The sequence below is a fragment of the Kribbella speibonae genome, from assembly GCF_004331375.1.
GTDB lineage: Bacteria > Actinomycetota > Actinomycetes > Propionibacteriales > Kribbellaceae > Kribbella > Kribbella sindirgiensis.
The window spans coordinates 1,470,226-1,492,938 of record NZ_SJKC01000001.1 but is presented as its reverse complement, the minus strand read 5'-3'; the positions used below and the strand labels follow the sequence as shown (position 1 = coordinate 1,492,938).

Here is a 22,713-nt window from a genome sequence, read left to right as displayed (position 1 = left end):
CTACTCCGTGACGGTCTTCAGCGCGACGAGGACGCGCTCACTGACCTCTTCGATCTCGCCGACGCCGTCGACCTCGACCAGCAGACCGCGCTCGGCGTACACCTGCAGCAGCGGCTTGGTCTCGGCCGTGTAGACGTCCTGCCGGTGCCGGACGACCTCTTCGGAGTCGTCCGTCCGGCCCTCGATGTGGGCCCGCTTCGTCATCCGCTCGACGAGTACCTCGATATCGGCGACCAGCGCGACCACGGCGTCCAGCTTGTGACCGTGGTCGGCCAGGATCTCGTCCAGCGTGCCCACCTGGGCCAGCGTCCGCGGGTACCCGTCGAGCAGGAAGCCCTCGCCCGCGTCGGCCTCCGACAGCCGGTCGCGCACCATCGAGTTCGTGACCTCGTCCGGCACGTAGTCGCCGGCGTCCATGTACCGCTTGGCCTCGATGCCCAGCGGCGTCTCGTCCTTCACGTTCGCACGGAAGATGTCGCCGGTGGACACGGCCGGGATCTTCAGGCGTTCCGCAAGCACCTTTGCCTGCGTGCCCTTGCCCGCCCCGGGCGGACCCATCAGCAACATTCTCATCAGCGCAGGAACCCTTCGTAGTTTCGCTGCTGCAGCTGACTCTCGATCTGCTTCACCGTGTCGAGTCCGACGCCGACCATGATCAGGATCGACGTACCGCCGAACGGGAAGTTCTGGCTCGCGTTCAGCAGGACGAGAGCGACCAGCGGGATCATCGAGATCACCGCGAGATAGATCGCGCCGGGCAGCGTGATGCGGTCCAACACGTACTTCAGGTATTCCTCGGTCGGCCGGCCCGCCCGGATCCCCGGGATGAAGCCGCCGTACTTCTTCATGTTGTCGGCGACCTCCTTCGGGTTGAAGGTGATCGAGACGTAGAAGTACGTGAAGAAGATGATCAGAGCGACGTACGTCGCCATGTAGATCGGGTGGTCGCCCTTGACCAAGTTGCCCTGAATCCAGTTGGACCAGCCCTTGCCCTGCTGGAACTGACTGATCAGAACGGGGAGATACAGCAGGCTGGAGGCGAAGATGACCGGGATGACGCCGGCCTGGTTGACCTTCAGCGGAATGTACGTCGAGGTGCCGCCGAACATCTTCCGTCCGACCATGCGCTTGGCGTACTGCACCGGGATCCGGCGCTGGGCCTGCTCGATGAAGATGACCGCGGCCATGATGACCAGACCGATCGCGATCACCACGACGAAGGTGGTGATGCCCTTCTGCTTGCGGATGCTCCACAGCTGGGTCGGGAAGGTGGCGACGATCTGGGTGAAGATCAGGATCGACATACCGTTACCGACACCACGGTCGGTGATCAGCTCGCCGAGCCACATGATCACGCCGGTACCGGCGGTCATGGTCAGCACCATCACCGTGATGGTGAACCAGTCGTCCTTGTACAGCAGCGGCTCGCTGCAGCCCTGGAAGAGCCGTCCCGGCGTCCGCGCCAGCGCGACGAACGCGGTGGACTGCAGGATCGCCAGACCGACGGTCAGGAACCGGGTGTACTGCGTGATCTTCCCCTGGCCCGCCTGGCCTTCCTTCTTCAGCGACTCCAGCCGCGGGATCACCACGGTGAGCAGCTGCAGAATGATGCTGGCGGTGATGTACGGCATGATGCCGAGCGCGAAGATCGCGAGCTGCAGCAGTGCGCCGCCGGAGAACAGGTTGATCAAGTTGTACAGGTTGGCGTTCTGGCCGCCCTGCGAGATCTTGATACACGTGTGCAGCGACTGGACGTTCACACCGGGAGCCGGAACGACGGAGCCGATCCGGAAGATCACGACGATGAAGAGCACGAACAAGATCTTCCGGCGCAGGTCCGGAGTCTTGAACGCGTTGGCAAAGGCGCCTAACACCCTGTCCTCCCACAAGTTTCCCTTGCCGCGGGCACGGCAGGGGCCTAGCTAAGCCGCTGGGCAAGAGACGAGCCAGGGCCCGTCCGACCGGCGCAGGATATCAAGCACCGGGCGTTACGAGCCCTGGACCTCGTGTCACACCTCGGACGTGGTCCCCCCAGCCGCCTGGATCTTGTCCGTGGCGGACTTGGAGAACTTGTTGGCCGAGACCTGCAGTGCCACGGTCAGTTCGCCGTCACCCAGTACCTTGACCGGCTGACCGCTACGGACCGCGCCCTTGGCCACCAGGTCGGCAATGCCGACCTCGCCACCTTCGGGGAACAGTTGTCCGAGCTTGTCCAGGTTAACGACCTGGAACTCCACTCGGTTCCTGCTCTTGAAGCCCTTCAGCTTCGGGAGCCGCATGTGCAGCGGCATCTGGCCACCCTCGAACCACTCGGGGATGTTGTTACGCGCCTTGCTGCCCTTGGTACCGCGGCCGGCGGTCTTGCCCTTGCTGCCCTCACCACGACCCACGCGGGTCTTGGCGGTCTTGGCACCGGGCGCCGGACGCAGGTGATGAACCTTGAGCGCCATGTCAGTCGACCTCCTCGACGGTGATGAGGTGGCGAACCGCACGCACCATGCCGCGAACCTCGGGCTTGTCCTCGTGGACGGCGCTGTCGCCGATCCGCTTGACGCCCAGGGTGCGCAGCGTGTCGCGCTGGTTCTGCTTGCCACCGATACCCGAACGGATCTGGGTCACCTTCAAGCGTGCCATCAGGAAGCCGCCTCCGCCCGCGCCTTCAGCAGGGCCGCCGGGGCGACGTCCTCGACCGGCAGGCCACGGCGCGCGGCCACGGCTTCCGGGGTCTCCAGGCTGCGCAACGCCTCAACGGTGGCGTGCACCACGTTGATGGAGTTGGACGAACCCAGCGACTTGCTGAGGATGTCGTGGATCCCCGCGCACTCCAGTACGGCGCGCGCCGAGCCACCCGCGATCACACCGGTACCAGGAGCGGCCGGGCGCAGCAGCACCACGCCGGCGGCCTTCTCGCCCTGGACCGGGTGCGGAATGGTGCCCTGGATCCTCGGCACCTTGAAGAATGCCTTCTTGGCCTCCTCGACACCCTTGGCGATCGCCGCGGGCACCTCCTTGGCCTTGCCGTAACCCACACCGACGGTGCCTTCGCCGTCGCCGACGACCACGAGGGCGGTGAAGCTGAAGCGACGACCACCCTTCACGACCTTGGCGACACGGTTGATGGCTACCACGCGCTCGATGTAGGCGGTCTTGTCCGCCTGCTGACCGCGACCACCGTCGCGGCCACGGCGCTCACCACCGGCGCCGCCTCCGCGACGCTGCTGGCCTCCGCTCATTTCGAACTACCTTCTTCCCTTGTCGCCATCAGAAGCCGAGCCCGCCCTCGCGGGCGGCGTCGGCCAGGGCCGCGATGCGGCCGTGGTACTTGTTCCCGGCCCGGTCGAAGACGACCGAGTCGATGCCGGCGGCCTTGGCCCGGTCGGCGATCAGGCCGCCGACGGTCTTGGCCTTGTCGGTCTTGTTCGCCTCCGCGCCCCGCAGGTCGGCCTCCATGGTGGAAGCCGAGACCAGCGTCTTGCCGGCGACGTCGTCGATGACCTGCGCGAACAGGTGCTTCGAGGACTTCGAGACCACCAGGCGCGGCCGCTCGGCCGTGCCGTTGATCTTCTTCCGGACCCGGATCTGCCGACGCAGCCGGGAAGCCGTCTTCTTGGCGGAGTGCTTGTGCGGACGCAGTCCGATCGCCATGGTTACTTACCAGCCTTTCCGACCTTGCGGCGCACCTGCTCGCCCGCGTACCGCACACCCTTGCCCTTGTACGGCTCGGGCTTGCGCAGCTTGCGGATGTTGGCGGCGACCTCACCGACGGACTGCTTGTCGATGCCGATGACCGAGAAGCGGGTCGGCGCCTCCACGTTGAAGGTGATGCCCTCCGGGGCGTCCACCGTGATCGTGTGGCTGTACCCGAGCGAGAACTCCAGCTGGGTCGGTCCCTTGGACAGGACGCGGTACCCGACGCCGACGATCTCGAGCTTCTTCTCGTAGCCGTCCGTCACGCCGGTCACCAGGTTGGCGATCAGGGTGCGGGACAGGCCGTGCAGTTCCTTGCTCTTGCGCTGGTCGTCCGGGCGGGTCACGGCGATCGCGCCGTCCTCGTCCCGGTTGACCACGATGGGCTCAGCGACGACGTGCGACAGCTGACCCTTGGGACCCTTCACAGTGACCGTCTGGCCGTCGATCGTGACGTCGACGCCGGACGGGACCGTGACCGGGAGCTTACCGATGCGAGACATTGCAGTGGTCCTCCTTCCGGTTCTTCGTCACCAGACGTAGGCGAGGACTTCCCCGCCAACGCCCTTGTTCTTGGCCTGACGGTCGGTCAGCAGACCCTGGGACGTCGAGATGATCGCGACGCCCAGGCCACCGAGGACCTTGGGCAGGCTGGTCGACTTCGCGTAGACCCGCAGGCCCGGCTTGCTGATCCGGCGGACGCCCGCGATGGAGCGCTCCCGGCTGGGGCCGAACTTGAGGTCGACGATCAGGGTCTTGCCGACGGTGCCCTCCTTGGGCTCCTCCACCTTGTAGGAGGAGATGTAGCCCTCCTGCTGGAGGATGTCGGCGATGCCCTGCTTGATCTTGCTGTACGGCATCGAGGTCGACTCGTGGTACGCCTGGTTGGCGTTGCGCAGACGCGTCAGCATGTCTGCGATCGGGTCGGTCATCGTCATGGCCTGGGGCCTCTTTCCCGCCGTGGTTTCGCCGTCCGGCGACCTACGGTGACTAGATGGTGGTGAATGGGGAGAAGTTCGGGGGTGGAGACGGTCACCAGCTGGACTTGGTCACGCCGGGCAGCTCGCCCCGGTGCGCCATCTCCCGCAGGCAGATCCGGCACAGGCCGAACTTGCGGAAGACCGCCTTCGGCCGGCCGCAGCGCTGGCAGCGCGTGTAGCCACGCACCGCGAACTTCGGCTTCCGGGCCTGCTTGACCTTGAGTGCTGTCTTCGCCACGTCAGTTCTCCTTGAACGGGAAGCCGAGCGCCCGCAGCAGGGCCCGACCCTCGTCGTCGTTCTTCGCGGTGGTCACCACGGTGATGTCCATGCCCCGGACCCGGTCGATCCGGTCCTGGTTGATCTCGTGGAACATCACCTGCTCGGTCAGACCGAAGGTGTAGTTCCCGGTGCCGTCGAACTGCTTCGGGGACAGGCCGCGGAAGTCGCGGATCCGGGGCAGCGCGAGCGCCAGCAGCCGGTCCAGGAACTCCCACATCCGGTCGCCGCGCAGCGTCACGTGGGCGCCGATCGGCATCCCCTCACGCAGCTTGAACTGCGCGATCGACTTGCGGGCCTTGGTGACCTGCGCCTTCTGGCCGGTGATCGCGGCCAGGTCCTTCACGGCGCCCTCGATCAGCTTCGAGTCGCGAGCCGCCTCGCCGACGCCCATGTTCACCACGATCTTGGTGAGCCCGGGCACCTGCATGACGTTCTCGAACTTGAACTGCTCGTGCAGCTGGCCGACGATCTCCTCGCGGTACTTCGTCTTCAGCCGCGGCTGGACCTTGGTCTCCGAAACTGCGGTGCTCATCAGATCTCCTCGCCGGTCCGCCGAGCGATCCGGACGCTCCGGTAACCGGTGTACGTCGAACCGTCGGGACGGCGCTTCTGGACCTCGACGCGGTTGTAGCCGACGCGCGTGGTCACCTTCTCCTTCTTGCCGTCCTTCTCGACCTCGACGAGAAGCGCCACGTTCGAGACGTGGATCGGGGCTTCCTGGGTGACGATGCCACCGGTGGTGCCGCCGCGCTGGGCCTGCTGCACCTTGGTGTGCTTCTTCACCCGGTTGACGCCCTCGACGATGACCTTCTCGTCGTTCGGGAAGACCTGGATGATCTTGCCCTCAAGGCCCTTCGAACGACCCGAGATCACGCGGACCTGGTCGCCCTTCTTCACGTTCAGCTTCTTCTGCTGGGCCATCTCAGAGCACCTCCGGCGCGAGCGAGATGATCTTCATGAAGCGCTTCTCCCGCAGCTCCCGGCCGACCGGCCCGAAGATACGGGTGCCGCGCGGCTCGCCGTCGGCCTTCAGGATCACCGCGGCGTTCTCGTCGAAGCGGATGTAGGAGCCGTCCGGACGCCGGCGCTCCTTCACGGTACGCACGACGACCGCCTTGACGACGTCACCCTTCTTCACACCACCGCCGGGGATCGCGTCCTTGACGGTGGCGACGATCGTGTCACCGACACCGGCGTAGCGCCGACCGGAGCCACCGAGAACGCGGATGCAAAGGATCTCCTTCGCGCCCGTGTTGTCGGCGACCTTCAGTCGCGACTCCTGCTGGATCATCTGTTGATCTCCTGGTTGTCTCGCTGGTTCTCACTCACGTGAGCCTTGCGGAACGAATAATTTCGAATGGTTGCCGATCGCATGACCGAAACGGCTACTTGGCCTTCTCGAGGATCTCGACGACGCGCCAGCGCTTGGTCGCCGACAGCGGCCGGGTCTCCATCAGGAGGACGCGGTCGCCGATCCCGGCGGCGTTCTGCTCGTCGTGCGCCTTGAGCTTGCTGGTGTGCCGGATGACCTTGCCGTACAGCTTGTGCTTGACCCGGTCCTCGACCTCAACCACGACGGTCTTGTCCATCTTGTCGCTCAGCACCAGGCCCTCGCGGGTCTTCCGGCGGCCTCGCGCCTCGGTGGTCGTGCTCACGGTCTCGTCCTTCGTGTTCTCGGTCATGCGTTGGCCTTCTCACTGTCGTCCGCAGCTTCGTCGGCCTCTGCCTCGGCTACCGGGGCGTCGACCTCCTCGGTGATCCCGAGCGCACGCTCGGACAGCACCGTGTAGATGCGGGCGATGTCCTTGCGGACGGCGCGCAGCCGGCCGTGGGACTCCAGCTGGCCCGTGGCAGCCTGGAACCGGAGGTTGAACAGCTCCTCCTTGGCTTCACCGAGCTTCGTCAGCAACTCGTCCCGGCCCAGGTTCCGCAGCTCGGCGGCGGTCAGGGTAGCCATCAGTTCTCACCTGCCTCTCGGGTGATGAAGCGGCACTTCATCGGCAACTTGTGGATCGCGCGGCGCATCGCCTCGCGAGCGATGTCCTCCGGCACACCGGAGAGCTCGAACATCACGCGACCGGCCTTCACGTTCGCGATCCACCATTCCGGCGAACCCTTACCGGAACCCATCCGGGTCTCGGCCGGCTTCTTGGTCAGCGGGCGGTCCGGGTAGATGTTGATCCACACCTTGCCGCCACGCTTGATGTGCCGGGTCATCGCGATACGCGCGGCCTCGATCTGCCGGTTGGTGACGTAGTGGCTCTCCAGCGCCTGGATGCCGAAGTCACCGAACGCCAGCGTCGTACCGCCCTTGGCCGCGCCGGAGCGCGTCGGGTGGTGCTGCTTGCGGTGCTTGACCTTGCGGGGGATGAGCATTGTTCAGCTCTCCGTTCCGGTCGTCTCGGCAGCCTTCTCGGCCGGCGCGGACGCCTCGGCGGCCGGGGCCGCGTTGTTGTTGCGCGCGTCGTCACGCCGGTCGCCACCGCGACCGCCACGGTCACCACCGCGACCGCCACGGTCGCCGCCGCGTCCGCCACGGTCACCGCGGTCGCCACCGTCGCGACGGGCCGGACGACCACGCTGCTGGGTGGCGGCGCGGGCAGCGGCCTGCGCCTCGCGCTCGGCGCGAGTGCCGGCGACGTCGCCCTTGTAGATCCAGACCTTCACGCCGATCCGGCCGAAGGTCGTCCGGGCCTCGTAGAAGCCGTAGTCGATGTCGGCCCGCAGCGTGTGCAGCGGGACGCGGCCCTCGCGGTAGAACTCCGACCGCGACATTTCCGCGCCACCGAGCCGGCCGGAGCACTGGATCCGGATGCCCAGGGCGCCGCCACGCATGGTGGTCTGCATCGCCTTGCGCATCGCGCGGCGGAACGCCACGCGGCCGGACAGCTGCTCGGCCACGCCCTGCGCGACCAGCTGGGCGTCGACCTCGGAGTTCTTCACCTCGAGGATGTTCAGCTGCACCTGCTTGCCGGTGAGCTCCTCGAGCGAACCGCGGATGCGGTCCGCCTCGGCGCCACGGCGGCCGATCACGATGCCCGGACGGGCGGTGTGGATGTCGACCCGGACCCGGTCACGGGTGCGCTCGATCTCCACGCGGGAGATGCCGGCGCGCTCCATGCCCTTGCTCAGCAGACGACGGATCTTGACGTCCTCGCCCACGTAGTCCTTGTACAGCTTGTCGGCGTACCAACGGCTCTTGTGGTCGGTGCTGATGCCGAGACGGAACCCGTGCGGGTTTACCTTCTGTCCCACGTCAGGACTCCTTCTTCTCAGCGGTGGCCTTCTTGGCGGTCGCCTTCTTCGCGGTCGCCTTCTTGGCCGGCTTCTCGGCGGCCTCGGCCGGCTTGTCGGCGGCCTTCTTGGCCGTCTTCTTCGCCGGTGCCTTCTTCGCCGTGTCGGCGGTGTCCGCGGACTTCTTCGCGGCTGCCTTCTTGACCGGGGCCTTCTCGACCGGCTCGGCCTCGACGACGCGCGGCGCGACGACCACGGTGATGTGGCTCGTGCGCTTGTCGATCCGGGTGGCCCGGCCCTGTGCCCGCGGGCGGTGACGCTTCAGCGTCGGGCCCTCGTCCACGTAGGCCTTCGCCACGACCAGGTCGGCGCGGTTCAGGTGTTCGGTGCCCTCGGCGTTCGCCGCGGCGCTGTCGACGACCTTGTACACGGTCGCGGCAGCGGCCTGCGGGGCGAACTTCAGAGTGGCGAGTGCGTCGTCGACGCCCAGACCGCGCACCAGATCGACCACGCGGCGCGCCTTCATCGGCGTCACGCGGACGAAGCGCGCGACCGCGAAGGCCCCGGGCTGCTCGCCCAGCAGGCTCTCGCGACGGGCGCTGATCGCCCTACGCTCTTGAACGCTCATGATGTTCGAATCTCTCCGTAGATTGCTTTCGCTTCGTCACTGAACCCGTGCGGGATCAGCGACGCCGTGACTTCCGGTCGTCCTTCTCGTGACCCTTGAACGTCCGGGTCGGGGCGAACTCGCCGAGCTTGTGCCCGACCATCGAGTCCGTCACGAACACCGGCACGTGCTTGCGGCCGTCGTGCACCGCAATCGTGTGGCCGATCATGTCCGGCACGATCATCGATCGCCGGGACCAGGTCTTGATGACGTTCTTGGTGCCCTTCTCGTTCTGCACCTCCACCTTCTTGGCCAGGTGGTGGTCGACGAACGGGCCCTTCTTGAGGCTGCGTGGCATGTGGCCGGCTCCCTATCAGCGCTTCTTGCCGGCCTTGCGGCGCCGGACGATCATTCGGTCGCTTTCCTTGCGGGTGCGGGTCCGGCCTTCCGGCTGGCCCCACGGGGACACCGGGTGGCGACCACCCGAGGTCTTACCCTCACCACCACCGTGCGGGTGGTCGACCGGGTTCATCGCGACACCGCGGACGGTCGGGCGCTTGCCCTTCCAGCGCATCCGGCCCGCCTTGCCCCAGTTGATGTTCGACTGCTCGCCGTTGCCGACCTCACCGAGGGTGGCGCGGCAGCGCACGTCGACCATCCGGACCTCGCCGGACGGCATCCGCAGGGTGGCCATCCGGCCTTCCTTCGCGACCAGCTGAATGCTGGCGCCGGCCGAGCGGCCCATCTTGGCGCCGCCGCCCGGGCGCAGCTCGACGGCGTGCACCGTGGAGCCGACCGGGATGTTGCGCAGCGGCAGGTTGTTGCCGATCTTGATGTCCGCGGCCGGGCCGTTCTCGACGACCGTGCCCTGCTTCAGGTTGGACGGGGCGAGGATGTAGCGCTTCTCGCCGTCCACGTAGTGCAGCAGCGCGATCCGCGCGGTCCGGTTCGGGTCGTACTCGATGTGCGCGACCTTGGCCGGCACGCCGTCCTTGTCGTACCGCTTGAAGTCGATCAGCCGGTACGCCCGCTTGTGACCGCCACCGTGGTGCCGGGTGGTGATCTTGCCGGAGTTGTTCCGGCCGCCCTTCTTGGGCAGCGGACGCAGCAGCGACTTCTCGGGGGTCGAACGGGTGAGCTCGACGAAGTCGGCCACGCTCGAGCCACGGCGGCCCGGCGTCGTCGGCTTGTACTTGCGGATTCCCATTACGACTGGCCTCCGAAGATATCGATGCGGTCGTCGCCCTTGAGGGTCACGATCGCCCGCTTGGTGTCCGGGCGCTTGCCGAAACCGGACCGGGTCCGGCGGCGCTTGCCCTTGCGGTTCAGGGTGTTGACGTCGCTGACCTTGACCTTGAACACCTTCTCGACCGCGAGCTTGATCTCGGTCTTGTTGGCGTCCGGCGCGACCTCGAACGTGTACTTCTGCTCGTCCAGCAGGCCGTAGCTCTTCTCGCTCACGACCGGCCGGAGCAGCACGTCACGGGGGTCCTTGTTGACTCCGTGGCTCATGCCTCTACCTCCTCGGCCTCAGTCGACGTGGCGACGGCCTTGACGGACTTGCCCTTGGGCGCGCCGGCGACGAACGAGTCGAGGGCGCTCTTGGTGAACACCACCGCGTCGCTGCACAGCACGTCGTACGCGTTCAGCTGGTCGGCCGCGATCAGGTGCACGTGCTGCACGTTGCGCAGGCTCAGCCAGGTGAGCTCGTCGGCGCGGTCGACGACGACCAGCGCCTTACCCGGCTCGGTGACCTCGCCGAGGACCTTCAGCGCCGACTTGGTGGAGGGCTTGTCGCCGTCCACGAAGCTCTCGACGACGAACACGCGGCCGTCACGGGCCCGGTCCGACAGCGAGCCGCGGAGCGCGGCGGCGATCATCTTCTTCGGGGTCCGCTGGCTGTAGTCGCGCGGCACCGGGCCGTGGACGACGCCACCGCCGGTGAACTGCGGCGCACGGGTCGAACCCTGGCGGGCGCGACCGGTGCCCTTCTGGCGGTACGGCTTGGCGCCACCGCCGGACACCTCGCCCCGGGTCTTCGCCTTGTGCGTACCCTGGCGGGCCGCGGCCAGCTGGGCCACCACGACCTGGTGGATCAGCGGCACGTTGACCTGGACGTCGAACAGCTCGGCCGGAAGCTCGGCGGAACCCTTCTTGCTGACCTTGTCGCCCTTCACGACGACGACGTCGACGGTGCTCACTTGCCAGCTCCCTTCGCGGCGTTGCGGATCAGCACGAGGCCGCCCTTGGGGCCGGGGACGGCGCCCTTGATCAGGATCAGGCCGCGCTCGGCGTCGATCGCGTGCACCGACACGTTCTGCGTGGTGACCTGCTCGGCGCCCATCCGGCCCGCCATCCGCAGGCCCTTGAAGACCCGGCCCGGGGTGGCGCAGCCGCCGATGGAACCCGGCGAGCGGTGCTTCTTGTGCACACCGTGGGTGGCGCGCAGACCGTGGAAGCCGTGCCGCTTCATGACACCGGCGAAACCCTTGCCCTTGCTGGTGGCGGAGACGTCGACGAGCTCACCGGCGGCGAAGGCCTCGGCCTTGATCTCCTGGCCCAGGGTGTACTCACTGGCGTCGGCGGTGCGCAGCTCCAGCAGGTGGCGCCGCGGCGTCACGCCGGCCTTCTCGAAGTGCCCCCGCATGGGCTTGGTCACCTTGCGCGGGTCGATGTCGCCGAAGGCGATCTGGACACCGTCGTACCCGTGGCTGGCCGAGGTGCGAACCTCGGTCACGACGCACGGGCCGGCCTGGACCACGGTCACGGGGACGACGCGGTTGTTCTCGTCCCAGGTCTGGGTCATGCCGAGCTTGGTGCCCAGCAGACCGCGCGTGTTCTTTAGCTTGCTCATTGGCTGTTCGCGTCCCTCAGAGCTTGATCTCGATGTCGACGCCGGCCGGCAGGTCGAGACGCATCAGCGAGTCGACGGTCTTCGGCGTGGGGTCGATGATGTCGATGAGCCGCTTGTGGGTGCGCATCTCGAAGTGCTCGCGGCTGTCCTTGTACTTGTGCGGCGAGCGGATGACGCAGAACACGTTCTTTTCCGTCGGCAACGGCACCGGGCCAGCAACCTTCGCACCAGTACGCGTCACCGTGTCGACAATCTTGCGTGCCGAGCTGTCGATGACCTCGTGGTCGTAGGCCTTCAGCCGGATGCGGATCTTCTGTCCCGCCATCGCTTCGCTTCGTCCTTCTCTATCGTCTTCGCCTTCGTTGCTCCGACCCCCGCGGTCGGGTGTGTCGCGCACGCGGAACGCACGTGACCCACCGCTTCGTCGACCTGGATTGGAGATCGGGGCCCGGTCTCGGACCGGAACCTCGGCAAGGTCTCCGGTCCAGCGCACCAGCCAGATCAAGAAGATCTGGGGCGCACCCCGGCGGCCTCGCCTGAGCAACCTGAATATTGTGCCAGAGATCGGCGCCGGAACGCCAATCGGGTGGCTTCACGCCTGATCCGGTACCACCTGAGCGCCGGATCAGGCGCAAAGCAGAGGTCCGCGAGGGCTCAGTGGTGCAGCCCTCGCGGACCTCGTGAGATCACTTGATGATCTTGGTGACCCGGCCGGCGCCGACGGTGCGGCCACCTTCACGGATCGCGAACTTCAGACCGTCCTCCATGGCGATCGGCTGGATCAGCTCGACCGACATGTCGGTGTTGTCGCCCGGCATGACCATCTCGGTGCCCTCGGGCAGCGTGACGACACCGGTGACATCGGTGGTGCGGAAGTAGAACTGCGGGCGGTAGTTCTGGAAGAACGGCGTGTGACGGCCGCCCTCCTCCTTGGAAAGGATGTAGACCGACGCCTCGAAGTTCGTGTGCGGGGTCGTGGTGCCCGGCTTGATGACGACCATGCCGCGCTCGACGTCCTCGCGCTTGGTGCCACGAAGCAGCAGACCGACGTTCTCACCGGCCTGGCCCTCGTCGAGCAGCTTGCGGAACATCTCGATACCGGTGACCGTGGTGGTCTGCTTCTCCGGACGGATACCGACGATGTCGACGGTCTCGTTGACCTTGATGACACCGCGCTCGATCCGGCCGGTGATGACCGTACCGCGACCCGTGATGGTGAAGACGTCCTCCACCGGCATCAGGAACGGCTTGTCGATCTCGCGCTCCGGCTGCGGGATGTACTCGTCGACCGCGTTCATCAGCTCGAGGATCGACTCGCCCCACTTGGCGTCGCCCTGCAGCGCCGGGTGAGCGGCGACGCGGACGATCGGCGCGTTGTCGCCGTCGAACTCCTGCTCCGAGAGCAGCTCGCGGACCTCGAGCTCGACGAGCTCCAGGATCTCCTCGTCGTCGACCATGTCGCACTTGTTCAGGGCGACGACCATCGCCGGCACGCCGACCTGACGGGCGAGCAGCACGTGCTCACGCGTCTGCGGCATCGGGCCGTCGGTGGCGGCGACGACCAGGATCGCGCCGTCCATCTGAGCCGCACCGGTGATCATGTTCTTGATGTAGTCCGCGTGACCCGGGCAGTCGACGTGGGCGTAGTGCCGGGCCTCGGTCTGGTACTCGACGTGCGCGATCGAGATGGTGATACCGCGCTGACGCTCTTCCGGCGCCTTGTCGATCTGATCGAAGGCCGATGCCTCGTTGAGCGTCGGGTACTTGTCGTGCAGCACCTTGGTGATCGCCGCGGTAAGAGTGGTCTTACCGTGGTCGATGTGACCGATGGTGCCGATGTTGACGTGCGGCTTAGTCCGCTCGAACTTCGCCTTCGCCACTGGGGCCCTCCTAGATAAATTGACTACGCCGTACGCCGACGCGCTTGGGGTGTGGTGGTCAGGAGCGAGAGACTACTCGCCCCGGGCCTTCTTGATGATCTCTTCCGCCACGTTCTTCGGAACCTCGGCGTAGGAATCGAACTGCATCGAGTAGGACGCGCGGCCCTGGGTCTTCGACCGCAGGTCACCGACATACCCGAACATCTCCGACAGCGGCACCAGGGCCTTGACGACCCGGCTGCCACCAGGACCTTCGTCCATCGACTGGATCTGGCCACGGCGGGAGTTGAGGTCGCCGATCACTTCACCCATGTAGTCCTCGGGCGTGGTGACCTCGACCGCGAACATCGGCTCCAGGATGACCGGGTTCGCCCGGCGGGCGGCATCCTTGAAGGCCATCGAACCGGCGATCTTGAAGGCGAGCTCGGACGAGTCGACATCGTGGTAGGCGCCGTCGGTCAGCGTGACCTTGACGTCCACCATCGGGTAGCCGGCCAGTACGCCGAACTCCATCGCCTCCTGGGCGCCCTCGTCCACCGACGGGATGTACTCCCGGGGGATCCGGCCACCGGTGACGGAGTTGACGAACTCGTAGCCGCCTTCGCCGCCGGCCTCGACCGAGGTCGGCTCGATGTTGATGATCACGCGCGCGAACTGACCCGAACCACCGGTCTGCTTCTTGTGCGTGTAGTCGACCTTCTCGACCTTCTTCTTGATGGTCTCGCGGTAGGCGACCTGCGGCTTGCCGACGTTGGCCTCGACGCGGAACTCGCGCTTCATCCGGTCGACCAGCACCTCGAGGTGCAGCTCGCCCATTCCGGCGATGATCGTCTGGCCGGTGTCCTCGTCGGTCCGGACCTGGAAGGTCGGGTCCTCCTCGGCGAGCCGCTGGATCGCGACGCCCAGCTTCTCCTGGTCGGCCTTCGACTTGGGCTCGATGGCGACCGAGATGACCGGGGCCGGGAACTGCATGGACTCCAGCACGACCGGCTTGGCCGGGTCGCTCAGGGTCTCACCGGTCGTGGTGTCCTTGAGGCCCATCACGGCGACGATGTGGCCGGCGCCGATCGACGCGATCTCCTCACGCTTGTTCGCGTGCATCCGGTAGATCTTGCCGATCCGCTCCTTGCGGCCCTTCGTCGGGTTCAGCACCTGGGTGCCGGTCTCGAGCTTGCCCGAGTACACCCGGATGAAGGTCAGCTTGCCCAGGTGCGGGTCGGCCGCGATCTTGAACGCCAGCGCCGAGAACGGCTCGCTGTCGTCCGGCTTGCGCAGCACGACCTGCTCGGAGTCCTTGACGTCGTGGCCCTCGATGGCCGGGACGTCGATCGGGCTCGGCAGGTAGGCGTTGATCGCGTCCAGCAGCGGCTGGACACCCTTGTTCTTGAACGCCGTACCGGTCAGCACCGGGGTCAGCTTGCTCGCGATGGTCGCGCGCCGGATCGCGGCGACGAGCTGCTCCTGGGTGGGCTCGTCGCCCTCCAGGTACATCTCCATGATCTCGTCGTCGGCCTCGGCCAGCGTCTCGATCAGCTTGTCGCGCCACTCGGCGGCGATCTCGGTGTGCGTGGCCGGGATCTCCTCGACGGTGTAGTCCTCACCCATCGTGGTCTCGCCGCGCCAGGTCAGCGCGCGCATCCCGATCAGGTCGACGACGCCGATGAAGTCGGCCTCGGACCCGATCGGCAGCTGCAGCACCAGCGGCACCGCGGCCAGCCGGTCGACGATCATGTCGACACAGCGCATGAACTCCGCGCCGGTCCGGTCCAGCTTGTTCACGAAGCAGATGCGGGGTACGCCGTACCGGTCCGCCTGACGCCACACGGTCTCGGACTGCGGCTCGACGCCGGCGACACCGTCGAACACCGCGACGGCTCCGTCGAGGACGCGCAGCGAGCGCTCCACCTCGACGGTGAAGTCCACGTGGCCCGGGGTGTCGATGATGTTGATGGTGTGGTCTTTCCAGGTGCAGGTCGTCGCGGCGGACGTGATCGTGATGCCGCGCTCCTGCTCCTGCTCCATCCAGTCCATCGTGGCGGCGCCGTCGTGGACCTCACCGATCTTGTAAGTGATACCGGTGTAGAAGAGGATCCGCTCGGTCGTCGTCGTCTTGCCGGCGTCGATGTGGGCCATGATCCCGATGTTGCGGACCTTGGCCAGGTCGGTGGTGATTTGTACGGCCACCTCGGTGGTCTACCTCTCGATTCTGTACTGCGTCAAAGGGGTGAGTGCTGGAGTCCGGATCGGACTCCGGTTCACCAGCGGTAGTGGGCGAAAGCCTTGTTGGCTTCGGCCATCTTGTGCGTGTCCTCGCGGCGCTTCACCGACGCACCGAGACCGTTGGACGCGTCCAGGATCTCGTTCATCAGGCGCTCGGACATGGTCTTCTCGCGACGGGCCCGCGAGTACGTCGTCAGCCAGCGCAGCGCCAGCGTGGTGGACCGGCCGGGCTTGACCTCGATCGGCACCTGGTAGGTGGCTCCACCGACCCGACGGCTCTTGACCTCGATGCTCGGCTTCACGTTGTCCAGCGCACGCTTCAGCGTGATCACCGGGTCGGTGCCGGTCTTGGTGCGGGTGCCCTCGAGCGCGCTGTAGACGATGCTCTGCGCGATCTGCTTCTTGCCGTCGACCAGGATCTTGGAGATCAACTGGGTGACGAGCGGCGAACTGTAGACCGGGTCGATGATGACCGGGCGCTTCGGGGCCGGGCCCTTGCGCGGCATTAGCTCTTCTCCTTCTTCGCGCCGTAGAGGCTGCGAGCCTGCTTCCGGTTCTTCACACCCTGGGTGTCGAGCGAACCGCGGATGATCTTGTACCGGACACCCGGGAGGTCCTTCACCCGGCCGCCACGCACGAGCACGATCGAGTGCTCCTGCAGGTTGTGGCCGACGCCGGGAATGTAGGCGGTGACCTCGATACCGCTGGTCAGGCGGACACGCGCAACCTTGCGAAGCGCGGAGTTCGGCTTCTTCGGCGTGGTCGTGTAGACGCGCGTGCACACACCACGACGCTGAGGGGAACCCTTCAGGGCGGGCGTCTTGTTCTTGGACACCTTGTCCTGGCGGCCCTTGCGGACCAGCTGGTTAATGGTGGGCACCGCGTGGGTCTCTTTCTGTCGTCCGGCTGGGTTTGTAGCTTTTACCTGACCCCCGCGGTCGGGTGTGTCGCGTGCGCACGAGCAGACCGAAGCCGTAATCTTCCAGACTGTCGGCAGGAGTCCCGTGCCACGCGGCCCGACCCGTTGGACGAGGGGCACGCATGACGGCCCAGGAAAGACCCCGGGCACGATCGTTAAGACTAGCGGGTGCCTCAAGTGCGGTCAAAATGACTGATCGACCACGGTTGAGAGCCTTCCGCCCTTCTAGTGTACAAGGCTTACGGAGTAGCCCTCCCGGCCAGGAAATCACTGGCCACGACGGCGTCTCTCCCGACCGTCAGCACGGCCGGCGGCAAGCGCTTCCAGAGGCACCGGACGAGCTCGGCCGAGGTGGCGGACAGCACCGCCTCACCCGTCGCCTTGCCACGGCCGATCCCCTTGTGGCACAGGGGTTAGCGTCCATTCGTCGCCGGTGTCAGCCGCCCGTACGCCGACCTGCCGACTGACCGCGGGCGCGAACCCGCGGGCGATCATCCGCGGCCGGAACACCTCGAACATCTCGTCCACGCCGTCGGCCGCGATCACCGCCGACGGGACCGCCGGACCGGGATCGACCTGCGCACCCGCCGCCAGGCCGGCCTGCGCGAGGTCCACCAGGTGGATGACCGTCTCATGCAGAGGCCGACGCGACCAGAACCCCGCGCGCTGTTCCGTTGGGGCGAAATTCCAGCATTTCTCGTCCGAGGGCGGCCGCGAAGCTCGCGGCCGCCCGCTCGAACTCGGACAGGTGATCGATCGGGTCAGGAACGGAACTCGACGTCGGTGATCAGGCCGTCGACGACCCGGTAGAGCGCGAGTTGCGGGGTTTCGCCGTCGTCGTACGTGATGACGTGCTCGACCACCCACTCCCCCAGCATCAGCCGCTGGACGACCTCGGTCTTGCAGCGGCCGGCGGCGAAGCGCGGGCGGTAGAACTCGCGCAGGAACCGGCGGCCCTTGAGCTCGGTGCCGTCCGCGAGCAGGATCCGGGCAGTCGGCGAGTACATGGCCAGGAAGGCCTCGAGATCGTGGGCGTCGTACGCCGCGTGCTCCCGGCCGATCACCCGCGCGGCCGGTGTGTCGGCGGTGACCGCGGCGACCGTCGCCGCTCCCAGGCCCGCCAGCGGCGGCTGAGGCGCGGCGGGGACCACGGGTGCGGGAGTGACCGGTGCGGGGGTGACAGGCGGCTGAGTGGCGGGTTCAGCCGGTGCCGGGGCTTCTTGCACCGCTACGGCCGCTTTGGGCGCGGACGTCGTACGGCGGGTCGTGGTGGTCTTCTTGGTGGCCGGGGGTGGGACGAGGAGCTTGCCGTCGGTGCCAGGCTCTTCGCCGAGGTGGGCGATCGCCCAGTCGAGAGCCTTGGTCACGGCGGCGCGTGATTCTTCGGTGTGGTCGAGCATGTCGAACCCGTGGTGCCCTTTCGGTACGTCGATGATGTCCAGCGCGGCGCCACCCGCGGAGACGAACTCCGCTACCGGACCGGCGAGCTCCTCACGCTCGAGTCCGACTCTTGTCAGCAGCACCGGCAGGTCCTTGTGTTTGCCGATCACTTCGGCGGCGGTGACCAAATCGTCGACACCGGGCGGGGTGGCGAGCAGGGGGTACGTCAGGGCGACGAAGCGCAGCCAGTCGGGGCGGCTGTCCAGCCACTCACCGGCGAGCAGGCCCGCGCCCGAGAAGAACCACAGGCCGACCCGATCGGGATCGACACGTGGATCGGAACGCAGTACGCCGACCGCAGCCTCCACCTCGTCCGCGGCCGTGACCAGTCGGTCGAGGCCGTGAATCAGGCTGTGGTCGACCACCGCCGAGACCAGGCCACGCCTGGCCGCAGCGGTTGCATAACCCTTGTAGACCGGCCAGTCCCGAGGCATCACCTCGAGGCCGGCAGGCCCAGGTCCCCCGTGCACGAAGAGAATTGCGCCGCCTCGGGCGGTACCGGGCGGGCGGTACAGGTCGATCTCCCCCAGGCGATCGACGCGTACGTCAGAACCTTCCAGAACCCCCAAGACGAAAGGCCGCAGGTAGGCCGGCAGATCCGTCATGCACCAATCTTGGCGCATCACGGGCACCTTTACAGCCGCCACCCCGAGTGTCTTTTCCGGCACCCGCCGTGTGAGCGCGTAAAAGCACCGAGGGCGGCACCTCCCAGCCGGGAAGTGCCGCCCTCTTCAGGCGTTGACAGCGCTCAGTTCTGGTACGAACCGAGGTCGAAGTCGTCGAGCGGGACCGACTGACCGCTGGACGGGCCGAAGTCGTAGTCGTACGACTCGTAGCCGACCATCGAGTACATCGCGGCCTTCGCCTCCTCGGTGGGCTCCACCCGGATGTTGCGGTAACGGTCCATGCCGGTACCCGCCGGGATCAGCTTTCCGATGATGACGTTCTCCTTCAGACCGACCAGCGAGTCGGACTTGCCGTGGATCGCGGCCTCGGTGAGGACGCGGGTCGTCTCCTGGAAGGAGGCGGCCGACAGCCACGACTCGGTCGCCAGCGAGGCCTTGGTGATCCCCATCAGCACCGGACGGCCCGAGGCCGGCGTACCGCCCTCGGCCACGACGCGACGGTTCTCCGCCTCGAACATGATCCGGTCCGCCAGCTCGCCCGGCAGCAGGTTCGCCTCGCCGGACTCGATCACCGTGACCCGGCGCAGCATCTGCCGGACGATGATCTCGATGTGCTTGTCGTGGATGGCCACACCCTGCGACCGGTACACCTCCTGGACCTCGTCCACCAGGTGCTCCTGCGCCTTGCGGACACCCAGGATCCGCAGAACCTCCTGCGGGTCCGGCGTACCCTGCGTCAGCTGCTGACCGACCTCGACGTGCTGACCGTCCTCGATCAGCAGGCGGCCACGCTTCGACACCGGGTAGGCGACCTCCTCGGAACCGTCGTCCGGGGTGAGCACCAGCTTCCGGGTCTTGTCGGTGTCCTCGATCGCGATCCGGCCCGCGGCCTCCGAGATCGGCGCCTTGCCCTTGGGCTGACGCGCCTCGAACAGCTCGACAACACGCGGCAGACCGTGGGTGATGTCATCACCCGCGACACCACCGGTGTGGAAGGTCCGCATCGTCAGCTGCGTACCGGGCTCACCGATGGACTGGGCCGCGATGATGCCGACCGCCTCGCCGATGTCGACCGGCTTGCCGGTCGCCAGCGAACGGCCGTAGCACTTGGCGCAGGTACCGGTCTTGGCGTCACAGGTGAGCACCGACCGGACCTTGACCTCCTCGATCCCGGCCTCGACCAGCTTCGCGATCGACACGTCGCCCAGGTCGGCGCCGCCGGCGAGCACGACGTTGCCGTCGGCGTCCAGGGCGTCGGTGGCCAGGGTCCGCGCGTACGCGCTGGTCTCCACGTTCTCGGCGTGCACGACCTTGCCGGACGGGTCCTTCTCGCCGATCTGCTTCGGCAGGCCCCGCTCGGTGCCGCAGTCCTCCTCGCGGATGATGACGTCCTGCGACACGTCCACCAGACGACGGGTCAGGTACCCCGAGTCGGCGGTCCGCAGCGCGGTGTCGGCCAGACCCTTCCGCGCGCCGTGGGTGGCGATGAAGTACTCGACCACCGACAGGCCCTCACGGAAGTTGGACTTGATCGGCCGGGCGATGATCTCGCCCTTCGGGTTGGCCACCAGGCCACGCATACCGGAGATCTGCCGGATCTGCATCATGTTGCCTCGGGCTCCCGAGTGCACCATCATCCAGATCGGGTTGTCCTTGGCGAAGTTCTCCTCCATCGCCTTACCGACCTCCGCGTTGGCGCCGGTCCAGATCTCGATCAGCTCCTGACGCCGCTCGGACGAGGTGATCAGACCCCGCTCGAACTGCTTCTGGACCTTCTCGGCCTGGGACTCGTACCGCGCCATGATCTCCGGCTTGGACGGCGGCGTGCTGAAGTCGTCGATCGACACCGTCACACCGGACCGCGTGGACCAGTAGTAACCGAGGTCCTTCAGCGCGTCCAGCGCGTGCGCCACCTCGACCTTGGTGTACCGCTCGGCCAGGTCGTTGACGATCCCGCCGAGCTGCTTCTTGCCCACCTCGGTGTCGACGAACGGGTAGTCCGCCGGCAGCGCCTCGTTGAACAGCGCCCGGCCCAGCGTGGTCTCGAGCGCGAACCCGCCGTCGGCCAGCGCCACCGCGTTCTCCGGTGCGGCCGAACCGCTGAGCCGGATGGTGATCTTGGCCTGCAGCGACAGCTCGTTGCGGTCGAAGGCCATCATCGCCTCGGCCACCGAGCTGAACGCCCGGCCCTCGCCCAGCGCGCCTTCCTTCAGCATGGTCAGGAAGTAGATGCCGATGATCATGTCCTGGGTCGGCATGGTGACGGGACGACCGTCGGCCGGCTTCAGGATGTTGTTCGTCGACAGCATCAGGATCCGGGCCTCGGCCTGCGCCTCGGCCGACAGCGGCAGGTGCACCGCCATCTGGTCACCGTCGAAGTCCGCGTTGAACGCGGAGCAGACGAGCGGGTGGATCTGGATCGCCTTGCCCTCGATCAGCTGCGGCTCGAACGCCTGGATACCCAGCCGGTGCAGGGTTGGCGCGCGGTTCAGCAGCACCGGGTGCTCGGTGATGACCTCTTCCAGCACGTCCCAGACCTGGGCGCGCTGACGCTCGACCATCCGCTTGGCGGACTTGATGTTCTGCGCGTGGTTGAGGTCGACCAGCCGCTTCATCACGAACGGCTTGAACAGCTCCAGCGCCATCGCCTTCGGCAGACCGCACTGGTGCAGCTTCAGCTGCGGGCCGACCACGATGACCGAACGGCCGGAGTAGTCGACGCGCTTGCCGAGCAGGTTCTGACGGAAACGGCCCTGCTTGCCCTTGAGCATGTCGGACAGCGACTTCAGCGGCCGGTTGCCCGGACCGGTGACCGGACGACCGCGGCGGCCGTTGTCGAACAGCGCGTCGACGGCCTCCTGCAGCATCCGCTTCTCGTTGTTGACGATGATCTCCGGCGCGCCCAGGTCGAGCAGTCGCTTGAGCCGGTTGTTCCGGTTGATCACCCGGCGGTACAGGTCGTTCAGGTCGGAGGTGGCGAATCGGCCACCGTCGAGCTGGACCATCGGCCGCAGGTCCGGCGGGATCACCGGGACGCAGTCGAGCACCATGCCCATCGGGCTGTTGTTGGTCGCCAGGAACGCGGTGACGACCTTGAGCCGCTTCAGGGCGCGGGTCTTGCGCTGGCCCTTACCGGTCTTGATCGTCTCGCGCAGGTTGTCCGCCTCGGCCTTCAGGTCGAAGGTCTCCAGCCGGCGCTGGATCGCGGCGGCACCCATGGCGCCCTCGAAGTACTTGCCGAACCGCTCCTTCATGGCGCGGTAGAGGATCTCGTCGCCCTCGAGGTCCTGGACCTTCAGGTTCTTGAACCGGGTCCAGACCTCGTCGAGGCGGTCGATCTCGCGCTGCGAGCGGTCGCGCAGCTGCTTGACCTCCCGCTCGGCGCCTTCCTTGACCTTGCGGCGTACGTCGGCCTTGGCGCCCTCGGCCTCGAGCTGCGCCAGGTCCTCCTCGAGCTTCTTCATCCGCTGCTCGATGTCGTTGTCACGACGGTTCTCGAGCTGCTTGCGCTCCACGTCCACGCGACCCTCGAGCGAGGACAGGTCGCGGTGCCGCGACTCCTCGTCGACGTCGGTGATCATGTACGCCGCGAAGTAGATGACCTTCTCCAGGTCCTTCGGGGCGAGGTCGAGCAGGTAGCCGAGCCGCGACGGGACACCCTTGAAGTACCAGATGTGGGTGACCGGCGCGGCCAGCTCGATGTGGCCCATCCGCTCGCGGCGCACCTTGGAGCGGGTGACCTCGACGCCACACCGCTCGCAGATGATGCCCTTGAAGCGAACGCGCTTGTACTTACCGCAGTAGCACTCCCAGTCCCGGGTGGGACCGAAGATCTTCTCGCAGAACAGACCGTCACGCTCCGGCTTGAGCGTCCGGTAGTTGATCGTCTCGGGCTTCTTGACCTCGCCGTGCGACCACTGGCGGATCTCATCCGCGGTCGCCAGGCCGATCCGAAGCTCGTCGAAGAAGTTCACGTCGAGCACGAT

Annotated in this window: 29 protein-coding genes and 1 pseudogene; all 30 read right to left on the bottom strand. The window is 66.9% G+C overall.

The features are described 5' to 3' along the window. The 30 genes and pseudogenes from E0H92_RS07480 to E0H92_RS07335 all read right to left on the bottom strand — a co-directional run bounded on the left by E0H92_RS07480 (position 1) and on the right by E0H92_RS07335 (position 22,710). Positions 1–573 carry an adenylate kinase gene (locus E0H92_RS07480; protein WP_202873534.1) on the bottom strand — a complete coding sequence of 191 codons (573 nt, stop codon included), beginning with the start codon at positions 571–573 and terminating at the stop codon, positions 1–3. Then, positions 573–1,874 (bottom strand): preprotein translocase subunit SecY, encoded by a 1,302-nt coding sequence (secY, locus tag E0H92_RS07475; RefSeq protein ID WP_131465694.1) that lies wholly within the window; start codon positions 1,872–1,874, stop codon positions 573–575. The genes E0H92_RS07480 and secY overlap by 1 nt, the downstream gene beginning before the upstream one ends. 135 nt (positions 1,875–2,009) lie before the next feature. Next, entirely contained in the window at positions 2,010–2,450 is a 441-nt protein-coding gene (gene rplO, locus E0H92_RS07470; protein ID WP_131286340.1) for a 50S ribosomal protein L15, read from the bottom strand. A 1-nt stretch (position 2,451) separates the two neighbouring features. Beyond that, entirely contained in the window at positions 2,452–2,634 is a 183-nt protein-coding gene (gene rpmD / locus E0H92_RS07465) for a 50S ribosomal protein L30 (RefSeq protein WP_131286341.1), read from the bottom strand. After that, positions 2,634–3,233 (bottom strand): 30S ribosomal protein S5, encoded by a 600-nt coding sequence (gene rpsE, locus E0H92_RS07460; protein WP_131286342.1) that lies wholly within the window; start codon positions 3,231–3,233, stop codon positions 2,634–2,636. The genes rpmD and rpsE overlap by 1 nt, the downstream gene beginning before the upstream one ends. 28 nt (positions 3,234–3,261) lie before the next feature. Further along, positions 3,262–3,645, bottom strand: coding sequence for a 50S ribosomal protein L18 (gene rplR / locus E0H92_RS07455; protein WP_131286343.1), 384 nt, complete (start codon positions 3,643–3,645; stop codon positions 3,262–3,264). A gap of 2 nt (positions 3,646–3,647) precedes the next feature. Beyond that, positions 3,648–4,190, bottom strand: coding sequence for a 50S ribosomal protein L6 (gene rplF / locus E0H92_RS07450; protein WP_131286344.1), 543 nt, complete (start codon positions 4,188–4,190; stop codon positions 3,648–3,650). Positions 4,191–4,217: 27 nt separating this feature from the next. Beyond that, positions 4,218–4,625: a 30S ribosomal protein S8 gene (rpsH, locus tag E0H92_RS07445; protein ID WP_131286345.1), complete on the bottom strand. Its 408-nt coding sequence runs from the start codon at positions 4,623–4,625 to the stop codon at positions 4,218–4,220. A 94-nt stretch (positions 4,626–4,719) separates the two neighbouring features. Beyond that, positions 4,720–4,905, bottom strand: a complete 186-nt coding sequence (locus E0H92_RS07440; protein ID WP_012923674.1) for a type Z 30S ribosomal protein S14 — start codon at positions 4,903–4,905, stop codon at positions 4,720–4,722. Position 4,906: 1 nt separating this feature from the next. Beyond that, a complete protein-coding gene (rplE, locus tag E0H92_RS07435) occupies positions 4,907–5,479 on the bottom strand; it encodes a 50S ribosomal protein L5 (RefSeq protein WP_131286346.1) in 573 nt (190 codons plus the stop codon). Continuing rightward, positions 5,479–5,868, bottom strand: a complete 390-nt coding sequence (rplX, locus tag E0H92_RS07430; protein WP_238150874.1) for a 50S ribosomal protein L24 — start codon at positions 5,866–5,868, stop codon at positions 5,479–5,481. The genes rplE and rplX overlap by 1 nt, the downstream gene beginning before the upstream one ends. 1 nt (position 5,869) lies before the next feature. Next, positions 5,870–6,238: a 50S ribosomal protein L14 gene (rplN, locus tag E0H92_RS07425; RefSeq protein WP_012923677.1), complete on the bottom strand. Its 369-nt coding sequence runs from the start codon at positions 6,236–6,238 to the stop codon at positions 5,870–5,872. Positions 6,239–6,332: 94 nt separating this feature from the next. Further along, positions 6,333–6,629, bottom strand: coding sequence for a 30S ribosomal protein S17 (gene rpsQ / locus E0H92_RS07420; protein ID WP_131286347.1), 297 nt, complete (start codon positions 6,627–6,629; stop codon positions 6,333–6,335). After that, positions 6,626–6,904: a 50S ribosomal protein L29 gene (gene rpmC, locus E0H92_RS07415; RefSeq protein WP_131465692.1), complete on the bottom strand. Its 279-nt coding sequence runs from the start codon at positions 6,902–6,904 to the stop codon at positions 6,626–6,628. The genes rpsQ and rpmC overlap by 4 nt, the downstream gene beginning before the upstream one ends. Beyond that, positions 6,904–7,323, bottom strand: a complete 420-nt coding sequence (gene rplP, locus E0H92_RS07410) for a 50S ribosomal protein L16 (protein WP_130384638.1) — start codon at positions 7,321–7,323, stop codon at positions 6,904–6,906. The genes rpmC and rplP overlap by 1 nt, the downstream gene beginning before the upstream one ends. Positions 7,324–7,326: 3 nt before the next feature. After that, a complete protein-coding gene (gene rpsC / locus E0H92_RS07405; protein WP_131286349.1) occupies positions 7,327–8,202 on the bottom strand; it encodes a 30S ribosomal protein S3 in 876 nt (291 codons plus the stop codon). 157 nt (positions 8,203–8,359) lie between these two features. Further along, positions 8,360–8,809: pseudogene (gene rplV, locus E0H92_RS07400) on the bottom strand (50S ribosomal protein L22); the annotation flags it as partial. Between the two features lie 55 nt (positions 8,810–8,864). Further along, positions 8,865–9,146 (bottom strand): 30S ribosomal protein S19, encoded by a 282-nt coding sequence (gene rpsS / locus E0H92_RS07395; protein WP_130384641.1) that lies wholly within the window; start codon positions 9,144–9,146, stop codon positions 8,865–8,867. A 15-nt stretch (positions 9,147–9,161) separates the two neighbouring features. Next, entirely contained in the window at positions 9,162–9,995 is an 834-nt protein-coding gene (gene rplB, locus E0H92_RS07390; protein WP_131286351.1) for a 50S ribosomal protein L2, read from the bottom strand. Continuing rightward, the gene (rplW, locus tag E0H92_RS07385) at positions 9,995–10,300 is read right to left on the bottom strand and encodes a 50S ribosomal protein L23 (RefSeq protein WP_130384643.1); all 306 of its coding nucleotides are present in this window, start codon (positions 10,298–10,300) and stop codon (positions 9,995–9,997) included. Before rplW ends, rplB begins: the two co-directional genes overlap by 1 nt. Then, complete coding sequence (gene rplD / locus E0H92_RS07380; RefSeq protein ID WP_131286352.1) at positions 10,297–10,989, bottom strand: 50S ribosomal protein L4; 693 nt, start codon at positions 10,987–10,989, stop codon at positions 10,297–10,299. The genes rplW and rplD overlap by 4 nt, the downstream gene beginning before the upstream one ends. Continuing rightward, positions 10,986–11,642 carry a 50S ribosomal protein L3 gene (rplC, locus tag E0H92_RS07375; RefSeq protein ID WP_131286353.1) on the bottom strand — a complete coding sequence of 219 codons (657 nt, stop codon included), beginning with the start codon at positions 11,640–11,642 and terminating at the stop codon, positions 10,986–10,988. The genes rplD and rplC overlap by 4 nt, the downstream gene beginning before the upstream one ends. A 16-nt stretch (positions 11,643–11,658) precedes the next feature. After that, positions 11,659–11,967 (bottom strand): 30S ribosomal protein S10, encoded by a 309-nt coding sequence (rpsJ, locus tag E0H92_RS07370; RefSeq protein WP_012923688.1) that lies wholly within the window; start codon positions 11,965–11,967, stop codon positions 11,659–11,661. Positions 11,968–12,328: 361 nt separating this feature from the next. Beyond that, positions 12,329–13,522 carry an elongation factor Tu gene (gene tuf, locus E0H92_RS07365; protein ID WP_131465688.1) on the bottom strand — a complete coding sequence of 398 codons (1,194 nt, stop codon included), beginning with the start codon at positions 13,520–13,522 and terminating at the stop codon, positions 12,329–12,331. A 72-nt stretch (positions 13,523–13,594) separates the two neighbouring features. Beyond that, positions 13,595–15,655 carry an elongation factor G gene (gene fusA, locus E0H92_RS07360; RefSeq protein ID WP_238153192.1) on the bottom strand — a complete coding sequence of 687 codons (2,061 nt, stop codon included), beginning with the start codon at positions 15,653–15,655 and terminating at the stop codon, positions 13,595–13,597. A gap of 122 nt (positions 15,656–15,777) precedes the next feature. After that, a complete protein-coding gene (gene rpsG, locus E0H92_RS07355) occupies positions 15,778–16,248 on the bottom strand; it encodes a 30S ribosomal protein S7 (RefSeq protein WP_131286359.1) in 471 nt (156 codons plus the stop codon). After that, positions 16,248–16,622, bottom strand: a complete 375-nt coding sequence (gene rpsL / locus E0H92_RS07350) for a 30S ribosomal protein S12 (protein ID WP_130384649.1) — start codon at positions 16,620–16,622, stop codon at positions 16,248–16,250. Before rpsL ends, rpsG begins: the two co-directional genes overlap by 1 nt. Positions 16,623–17,030: 408 nt before the next feature. After that, positions 17,031–17,276 carry a hypothetical protein gene (locus tag E0H92_RS07345; RefSeq protein WP_131495770.1) on the bottom strand — a complete coding sequence of 82 codons (246 nt, stop codon included), beginning with the start codon at positions 17,274–17,276 and terminating at the stop codon, positions 17,031–17,033. A gap of 146 nt (positions 17,277–17,422) precedes the next feature. Continuing rightward, positions 17,423–18,706: a nuclear transport factor 2 family protein gene (locus tag E0H92_RS07340; protein ID WP_131495769.1), complete on the bottom strand. Its 1,284-nt coding sequence runs from the start codon at positions 18,704–18,706 to the stop codon at positions 17,423–17,425. Between the two features lie 143 nt (positions 18,707–18,849). Continuing rightward, positions 18,850–22,710 carry a DNA-directed RNA polymerase subunit beta' gene (locus tag E0H92_RS07335; protein ID WP_131465680.1) on the bottom strand — a complete coding sequence of 1,287 codons (3,861 nt, stop codon included), beginning with the start codon at positions 22,708–22,710 and terminating at the stop codon, positions 18,850–18,852. Positions 22,711–22,713 lie beyond the last annotated feature (3 nt).

Bases quoted from the DNA above. Each gene is read 5' to 3' on its own strand.
- rpsG (WP_131286359.1), bottom strand. From the start codon at position 16,248: ATGCCGCGCAAGGGCCCGGCCCCGAAGCGCCCGGTCATCATCGACCCG.
- rplE (WP_131286346.1), bottom strand. From the start codon at position 5,479: ATGAGCACCGCAGTTTCGGAGACCAAGGTCCAGCCGCGGCTGAAGACG.
- rpsS (WP_130384641.1), bottom strand. From the start codon at position 9,146: ATGCCACGCAGCCTCAAGAAGGGCCCGTTCGTCGACCACCACCTGGCC.
- rplC (WP_131286353.1), bottom strand. From the start codon at position 11,642: ATGAGCAAGCTAAAGAACACGCGCGGTCTGCTGGGCACCAAGCTCGGC.
- rplR (WP_131286343.1), bottom strand. From the start codon at position 3,645: ATGGCGATCGGACTGCGTCCGCACAAGCACTCCGCCAAGAAGACGGCT.
- rpsQ (WP_131286347.1), bottom strand. From the start codon at position 6,629: ATGACCGAGAACACGAAGGACGAGACCGTGAGCACGACCACCGAGGCG.
- E0H92_RS07340 (WP_131495769.1), bottom strand. From the start codon at position 18,706: ATGACGGATCTGCCGGCCTACCTGCGGCCTTTCGTCTTGGGGGTTCTG.
- rpsJ (WP_012923688.1), bottom strand. From the start codon at position 11,967: ATGGCGGGACAGAAGATCCGCATCCGGCTGAAGGCCTACGACCACGAG.
- E0H92_RS07480 (WP_202873534.1), bottom strand. From the start codon at position 573: ATGAGAATGTTGCTGATGGGTCCGCCCGGGGCGGGCAAGGGCACGCAG.
- rpmC (WP_131465692.1), bottom strand. From the start codon at position 6,904: ATGGCTACCCTGACCGCCGCCGAGCTGCGGAACCTGGGCCGGGACGAG.
- rplP (WP_130384638.1), bottom strand. From the start codon at position 7,323: ATGCTCATCCCCCGCAAGGTCAAGCACCGCAAGCAGCACCACCCGACG.
- rplO (WP_131286340.1), bottom strand. From the start codon at position 2,450: ATGGCGCTCAAGGTTCATCACCTGCGTCCGGCGCCCGGTGCCAAGACC.
- rplF (WP_131286344.1), bottom strand. From the start codon at position 4,190: ATGTCTCGCATCGGTAAGCTCCCGGTCACGGTCCCGTCCGGCGTCGAC.
- rpmD (WP_131286341.1), bottom strand. From the start codon at position 2,634: ATGGCACGCTTGAAGGTGACCCAGATCCGTTCGGGTATCGGTGGCAAG.
- rpsE (WP_131286342.1), bottom strand. From the start codon at position 3,233: ATGAGCGGAGGCCAGCAGCGTCGCGGAGGCGGCGCCGGTGGTGAGCGC.
- rplB (WP_131286351.1), bottom strand. From the start codon at position 9,995: ATGGGAATCCGCAAGTACAAGCCGACGACGCCGGGCCGCCGTGGCTCG.
- rplN (WP_012923677.1), bottom strand. From the start codon at position 6,238: ATGATCCAGCAGGAGTCGCGACTGAAGGTCGCCGACAACACGGGCGCG.
- rplW (WP_130384643.1), bottom strand. From the start codon at position 10,300: ATGAGCCACGGAGTCAACAAGGACCCCCGTGACGTGCTGCTCCGGCCG.
- fusA (WP_238153192.1), bottom strand. From the start codon at position 15,655: ATGGCCCACATCGACGCCGGCAAGACGACGACGACCGAGCGGATCCTC.
- rpsH (WP_131286345.1), bottom strand. From the start codon at position 4,625: ATGACGATGACCGACCCGATCGCAGACATGCTGACGCGTCTGCGCAAC.
- rplX (WP_238150874.1), bottom strand. From the start codon at position 5,868: ATGGCCCAGCAGAAGAAGCTGAACGTGAAGAAGGGCGACCAGGTCCGC.